This is a genomic window from Anaplasma phagocytophilum (genome assembly GCF_023476575.1).
GTDB classification, from domain to species: domain Bacteria; phylum Pseudomonadota; class Alphaproteobacteria; order Rickettsiales; family Anaplasmataceae; genus Anaplasma; species Anaplasma phagocytophilum_A.
In genome coordinates this window covers 21009-27695 of sequence record NZ_JAHLEX010000004.1, presented here as the reverse complement: position 1 = coordinate 27695, position 6687 = coordinate 21009, and the positions used below count along the sequence as shown (strand labels likewise).

Below are 6687 nucleotides of genomic sequence, written 5' to 3'. Positions count from 1 at the left end.
CGCTCGAAATGCTATTACATTTTTTATGTATCCATTTTTGGCAAAATTTTCGTAGTCTCTTTCTTCCCATATTGCTTCTCTACTACTCTCCAGGAAAGATGAAACTCCGCTGTTGGTGCCGTAAAGGCTAAAGGATTCATTCATTTAGCGACTTTATTTGCATAAGATAGCCCTATGCTAACGGTTGACTTTAAGGTATCGGAAGCAATATTATTTTCTAGGGAATTACCTGTGTTATAACCACTATAAAGATCTAGAATAAGAGACACGTTTCTTTGTGCATTTTTTGCATACGTGGACAATGTAATAATTTCTAGAGGTGTTTTTATCCTATGGAAAAGGAATATGTTAAAAGGGTGAAGGTTTCTTTCAACAAAGCCGCACTAAGTTATGATTACAGCACGTCTTTACAGAGTAAAGTAGCAAAGAAAATATGTTCTTTTATTGGCAATATAGAGGATAATGACCTAGTTTTAGATGTTGGTTGTGGAACGGGTTATGTTGGCCAACAATTGGGAGTTGATAACCAATTATATCAGGTTGATATTTCTCACGAAATGTGCTGCGCAGCCTCAAGAAAGGTTAAGGCTATTAGTACTATCAACTGCGATATGCAATTTCTTCCATTTTCCTCTGACTCTTTTGATGTTGTAGTGCTATCTATGTCTCTGCACTGGGCAGTAGATCTATTAGGTGCCCTTAGTAGTGTATGCAGAGTCCAAAAAAAATCAGGGCGTGGTATTTTCGTTAGTATTCCAGTCAGTGGAACTATGGAAGAGTTGAGCATTTGTAATAAATTGCTTGGAAGAAATAGGAGATTTGAGTACTACGACGTGTCTCACATCACTAATGCTGTTACTTCTCTAGGTTGCAAAGTTGAACATATAGAGTGTGAAAAGTTAGAGATATACCACAGAACTTTTTTTGACATGCTGTCTTCCTTAGTTAAAATGGGTTCCTCTGCACACAAATATGGTACTGACTGCAAAGTGAGTATTATGGACGTGTGTCGTGTATATAATAGGCTATTTTCTCGGGGAGATTCAGTAGTTAGTTCATGGAACATAGCTTATTTAGTTATCAAAAAATAATTTTACTGATATTGTTAATAAGTTTTTCATTAATACTGATGTTTTAGGCAATTGTCATGCTGCAGGAACATCGCGATTTATTACGCGAAATTAGGGATATAGCTAGAAAGAAGAAGGCTGTGATCCTTGCCCATTATTATCAAGAGGATGAAATCCAAGAGGTAGCAGATTTCGTAGGGGATTCTCTTGATTTATCACAAAAGGCTTCGACTACAGACGCTGACATTATAGTGTTCTGTGGTGTTTTTTTTATGGCAGAAGTGGCGAAGATTTTGAATCCAAGCAAAAAGGTTATACTTCCTGATTTAAATGCAGGATGTTCGTTGGCTGATTCATGCCGAGTGGAGGATTTTAAGAAGTTCAGACAAGCTCACAGTGACCATGTTTCAGTGACATATATAAACTCCTCTGCAGAAGTGAAGTGCTATTCAGATATAATCTGTACGTCTTCGAATGCTGCTAGCATAATTAACAGGATACCGAAGGATAGCAAGATATTGTTTGCGCCTGATCGTTATCTTGGTGAATTTCTCATTTCGAAAACAGGAAGAGATATGCTTTTATGGAATGGTAGCTGCATAGTTCATGAGAGGTTTTCTGAGGAGGCTTTGGTTAACTTGATGGTGCGTCATAAAGATGCTCACGTTGTAGCCCATCCGGAATGTCCTGGAAATTTGCTTAGGTATGCACACTGTGTTGGGTCTACGAAAAATCTTCTTCGGTATGTTACAGATAGGCCCGGTAATAAGTTCATTGTGTTGACGGAAGAGGGAATAGTATACCAAATGAAGAAATCTTCTCCTGGAAGCACCTTTTATGTAGTAGGTGCTGAGCATAGTTCTGGATGTGAGTACTGTAGCAAGTGTCCTTATATGCGATTAAACACCATGGAAAAGCTCTACAAATGCATCTCTGAGGAACTACCTGAGGTGATACTGGATGAGGACATAATATTTGCGGCAAGGAGATCAGTAAATGCAATGATGGACTTTTCTTTTGCAAGATAACCTGTGGTTGTATGATCGTTAAGTATAACGATGAGGTAGGGAAGGTTATCTATTCTTCCTTAAGATTTTCGTCGAAGAATTGATACTTTCCTGCCATTGATTTATATGTATCAGCATCTTCAATATGAGGCTGTGCTGATGTTATGTTTTTCCACTTTTTTGAAAAGTCTTTGTTGATCTTGTAAAAAGTTTTTAGCATCTTTTGTTCATCGTTTAATATACTATCATCAGAGGCAAGGATGTCTTCGATGAACTCATCACTAACAATGGCATCGACGGGGCATTCAGGAACGCATACACCGCAGTCAATACATTGATCCGGATCTATAACTAGCATGTTATTTCCTTCATAAAAGCAGTCAACAGGGCATACTTCTACACAATCAGTATACTTACAGCGAATGCAGCGGTCGGTAACAAAGTGTGTCATACAAAAGAAGCCGAACAATACAGTCGTCATAATACCTAACTAGAGCTTCAGGAGCAAAGATAATAGTCTAAATATTCATATGAGCAGGAGAATAGCTGATCCCTTTTCTTTAAATTATCTGGAATAACAATTTTTCCTAGGTATTTAAACCGTTTATTGTATTCAATGGATCACGCTTATCGTTGGGGTTATGTAAAACTCGAATATGTTTTTCTCAAGGCTGATAAACATTATCCGCATCCAGAGGTTAACCCAGAGTTTGCGAGAGAAGTGAGGGGAGGTGCGATAATAGCAACGGGAAGATCGGATTACAGCGACCAGATAAATAATGTGATGGGGTTTCCCTACGTATTTAGAGGAACGTTGGATGTGCTAGCTAAGAGAGTTAACAATGAGATGAAATTAGCAGTTGCACAGGCCATAGCAATGCTGGTGTCAATTCAATTGAAACGAAACTCTAGAAGAACATAAGTTACGATGCAATAATACTTCTACAGACCTTGATGAAATGCAAGCTTGAAGCATATATTCACGCATATTCCCTGTGCTTATCACAAGAAGACCTACTAATAGCTCTATGAAGAAACGGCCCTAATCTCAACAACTTCACCACCTTCAATAGTTTTAGCAAGTAATCCAGCTACTATGGTTTTTTCTTCAGGAGTGAGTTCCTTTACTAGGTCTTGAGCTACGTCTGTGGCGTTGCTGTTAGTAGGGCCTATCTTGGCGGCTGTTGAGTTCCCAGTCTGACCAGTTGGCCAATTTTTACCATCTACTAGCCCTACAGCACTCACAAAAGTGCTCAAAAGGGCCTGTCCAGCTCCAGCTGTCCCCCCAAAACCACTGCACTGAGCCGTTTTCGTTGTCGTTGTTCCCGGATCAGCGGCGTACGTAGTCGACGCAGTGTCACCGTCGATCTTCGCATGAGTTCCACTACAAACCTTGCCATCGATGTTAGGGTAGGAGATTTCAACAGCCTTAGCAAAGTGAACAATGTCCTTACCGTTTATTTTGGCAAGAGCAGCAGCAAGCTTGTCAGTCTGCCCAGTAACAACATCATAAGCCAACTCCTTATCTAGTAGATATACTGTATCAGCTTCATCTTTCTTACTACCACTATCTCTAATACCCTTGGTATTATATATCTAATAATGGATCTCTGGGTTGCTAGATAATAGAGTGCCAAAAGAATAATATTAGCACCGTATAGTAGTAGAACGTCTAGGAAACAGGAATCGAATAACAGCATGTGCAAGCTGTCAACAACAGTTATCGTTTCATTGAAGGTTGTATAGGAGATTGATAGTAGTATGTGAGCTACTCCGCACTCAGTTTATCATGAATATCCTTTGTTACGCTTTCAAGATAGCCATCTGATTACAAGATAATGGAGAATATCATAAATGCTTTGACAGTGTTGAAATGATTATCTTATAGAGCGAGAAAAATACTCAATGCCATTATTTCAAAATCAGCTTTGATATAGAACGTCGCTTCCTGTAGAGAAATTTTGTTATTTGAACAAATAAGAGTAGGCCTAGCAGGAAAAGAGAATCTCTAACAGAACCAGAAGAATTCTCCACGATAAGCATAACACTGCTCTAATCGCGAGTTATCTTGAGTCGAGATTTTCAATGATCATATGGCTGCTTTATTAATAGTTTACTTAGAATAAACCTAGGCGACTCGTCTATGAACATCCCTAGATAAGACTGACCGTTGTTTTGAGAAAAACAGCTCTTGATGGTTATATAGAGAGTGTTACCATTGTTATTTTGGCTTGCCTATTACAAACACCAAAAAGAATTTTCTTAGATGTGTAAGTACATTAGCAGAAAAGATCCAACTTGAATGGATAACTGACTGTAAGTGGTAGTCTAAAACCTTCGTGTAAGATCTTAGACCACCATTATTACTAACTTTGCCTAGGGGCAATTATCATGCACATCAACGCATAAAACTTGCACTACTTATTCACGCACAAGACAAGTCATCAAAGATGTCTTTACGCTATAGCTGTTTCCCCTATTGTGTTAGTATTTTCTTCCACATCACGTTTTGCATCAAAAGAAAGATCTTCAGGTTCTGTGCTCACACCTTCACCTATGTCTTGTGAAACACCAGCCTGATAAACTTGTATGCTTGAGTCATGAGCTAGTTCGACTTCTGCGGTTACTTCCTTTGCAGTTTCTACGTCAGAAGAAGGCTCTCCAAGGCTTACAATCATACTTTCATCTTCGTTTCCTAGAACACTAGACTGAGAGTCTTCTGTATTTGTAATAGCAACTGTTTCACCTTCTTGTAAAAGCAACACGCCTAGTTCTTTAGCATCATCTTCTAGGCTATCAGAAGGCATAGACTCCGTAGTCTTTGATGATTCCTCGTTCACTAATAACATAGTGAAGTCCGCTTCATCTAATAATATAGCAGGCTGCTCATCCCTGCGTTCACCTACAGCAATGTCCCTAAAATGTCCATGTTCCCCATCAACAATTATCGTTTCAGTAGTATTTTCGAGCACGGCAACGTCAGTTTGTACTTCACTGTCGTGCCCTTGGTCAACAACCGCATTTTTAGGCTCTGTTTCTATAGGGGCAGGAGATATAAGTGCAGATTGTTGTACTTCAACCTCTTCTTGTTTCTGTTCTAATGACTCACTACTATCAGGTGCACATTTTGAAGTATCGCTCTGACTACACTCAGTGTTTTCAGAAGTGTTGGTAGTAGAAGAAGGCGTGAATAACCATAAGAACGCCTGAATTATTTTGCTTAGAAAAGACGGCTTAGAAGCGACTTCCTCAGCAGGGACTTGATTACATGGAGGGCAATCATGAGCTGTAACTTGTACTGCCTCTTCTACATTGTTTTGTGTACTATGTGATTCTTGCAATAAAGCAGAAGGCTCTACTATGTTGGGAGTTAGAGAGAACGCAGAGGTATCTATTCTGTCATTATAGGGAGAATGCTTGCATCGCAAGCTGAAATTATCTACGTACACATCAAGAAAACGTGACATAACATTGCCGTCTTGATCCCTAAAGCTGATGTAACCTGGGTCATCAGCTGAGCTCCCTCTATGTGATTCAATTATAAAGTCCCTTGTAAAGTCAATAGAACTTAAGCTAAAATCCCCGCCCGCGAAGCCAGGGGAATCTTCTGCAGTTGTACTTGTGTATATATCAGGAATATTGTTCTCAAACATTTATAATACCTTGTTAAGTGAAACATAGTACAAAATCCGCCTACGTTGAGTTTTCGTGAAGTCCTAGACACATATACGTAAAACCTGACGCACGCGTAGTAACAAGCGAAACAACTCCCTAACGCTTTTTCATAAGAGTATGTTACCAAAAACGGGGAGGCACTTAAGGAGGGTTTTTCATTCTTTTTTCCAAGTTTATACCCTCTAAAGCATCTTTATTATCAGGCGAAGCCACGCCTAATAACCACAGCTGTAGATTGTTATAAAACGCACGAATATAAAACAGGTTATTGATTCCAGAGAAACCACAATTCACTAGAAGTTTTTTGGCTGTGCAAAAACTAAATATGTATCTTACGTTCTCGGGAAGTGACACAGTTGAGCTATTTTTGCTGAATAAAAGGCTATGGCAGTGTAGAACGTCAACGTTCAACGTATCCTGGTAAAGCATCATAGCTAGATTGCGAAATAACCTGTACGAAATATAGGGAGGTAATAATTAAGCATTAATTATTGTACGTGCACGATAAGCGACTAACGATATTCATGCCGCTAAGTTAGAAAATATACAACGTAGAAATAGCAAAATCATCAATATAGCAACATACGAATTGCGAATTTACAATTATTATGTTAGAAGTAAGGCGGACGGATGGCCGAGCGGTTTAAGGCACCAGTCTTGAAAACTGACGTACGCTAACACGTACCGTGGGTTCGAATCCCACTCCGTCCGCTCGTAGGGGTCTTGATCCTACGTGTGTACTTGTAGTGAAGTTTTTTGCTGTGCGTGATGTGAAGAAGATAGTTCTTGATACGCTTTATGATCGTCGCGATGTATAGGTGACGGACCTGGACACCTCGTACTCAGTATCTGAAAAAACTGAGGACAAGTTAGTAAATCACCGTGACTACCTTCCACTGAGTTAAGTAGGTTACGAAGTGTCACAGCAGCTAATA

5 protein-coding genes, 1 tRNA gene and 2 pseudogenes are annotated in these 6687 nt (G+C 39.4%); 5 read left to right on the top strand and 3 right to left on the bottom strand.

Features of this window, described 5'->3' with window-relative positions; all coding sequences use genetic code 11:
- Positions 1-332: 332 nt before the first annotated feature.
- Positions 333-1091 carry a methyltransferase domain-containing protein gene (locus tag KPX09_RS00550; RefSeq protein ID WP_249548476.1) on the top strand — a complete coding sequence of 253 codons (759 nt, stop codon included), beginning with the start codon at positions 333-335 and terminating at the stop codon, positions 1089-1091.
- A 56-nt stretch (positions 1092-1147) separates the two neighbouring features.
- Positions 1148-2098: a quinolinate synthase NadA gene (gene nadA / locus KPX09_RS00545; protein WP_249548475.1), complete on the top strand. Its 951-nt coding sequence runs from the start codon at positions 1148-1150 to the stop codon at positions 2096-2098.
- Between the two features lie 49 nt (positions 2099-2147).
- On the opposite strand, the gene KPX09_RS00540 is transcribed toward nadA, so the two are convergent.
- On the bottom strand, positions 2148-2528 hold the full coding sequence (locus KPX09_RS00540) for a ferredoxin family protein (protein WP_249548474.1): 381 nt from the start codon (positions 2526-2528) through the stop codon (positions 2148-2150).
- 234 nt (positions 2529-2762) lie between these two features.
- On the opposite strand from KPX09_RS00540, the pseudogene KPX09_RS05765 reads away from it, so the two are divergent.
- A pseudogene (locus tag KPX09_RS05765) lies at positions 2763-2960 on the top strand (malate dehydrogenase); the annotation flags it as partial.
- A 146-nt stretch (positions 2961-3106) separates the two neighbouring features.
- Here the strand turns inward: KPX09_RS05765 and KPX09_RS00530 are convergent.
- Together KPX09_RS00530 and KPX09_RS00525 are read right to left on the bottom strand one after the other, a co-directional pair.
- A pseudogene (locus KPX09_RS00530) lies at positions 3107-3670 on the bottom strand (P44/Msp2 family outer membrane protein); the annotation flags it as partial.
- A gap of 863 nt (positions 3671-4533) precedes the next feature.
- On the bottom strand, positions 4534-5730 hold the full coding sequence (locus KPX09_RS00525; protein WP_410518462.1) for a hypothetical protein: 1197 nt from the start codon (positions 5728-5730) through the stop codon (positions 4534-4536).
- 646 nt (positions 5731-6376) lie between these two features.
- Here KPX09_RS00525 and KPX09_RS00520 point away from each other — a divergent pair.
- Positions 6377-6463 (top strand) — tRNA-Ser (locus KPX09_RS00520).
- Positions 6439-6570: a hypothetical protein gene (locus KPX09_RS05530; RefSeq protein WP_275973550.1), complete on the top strand. Its 132-nt coding sequence runs from the start codon at positions 6439-6441 to the stop codon at positions 6568-6570. The genes KPX09_RS00520 and KPX09_RS05530 overlap by 25 nt, the downstream gene beginning before the upstream one ends.
- The last annotated feature ends 117 nt before the right edge of the window (positions 6571-6687 follow it).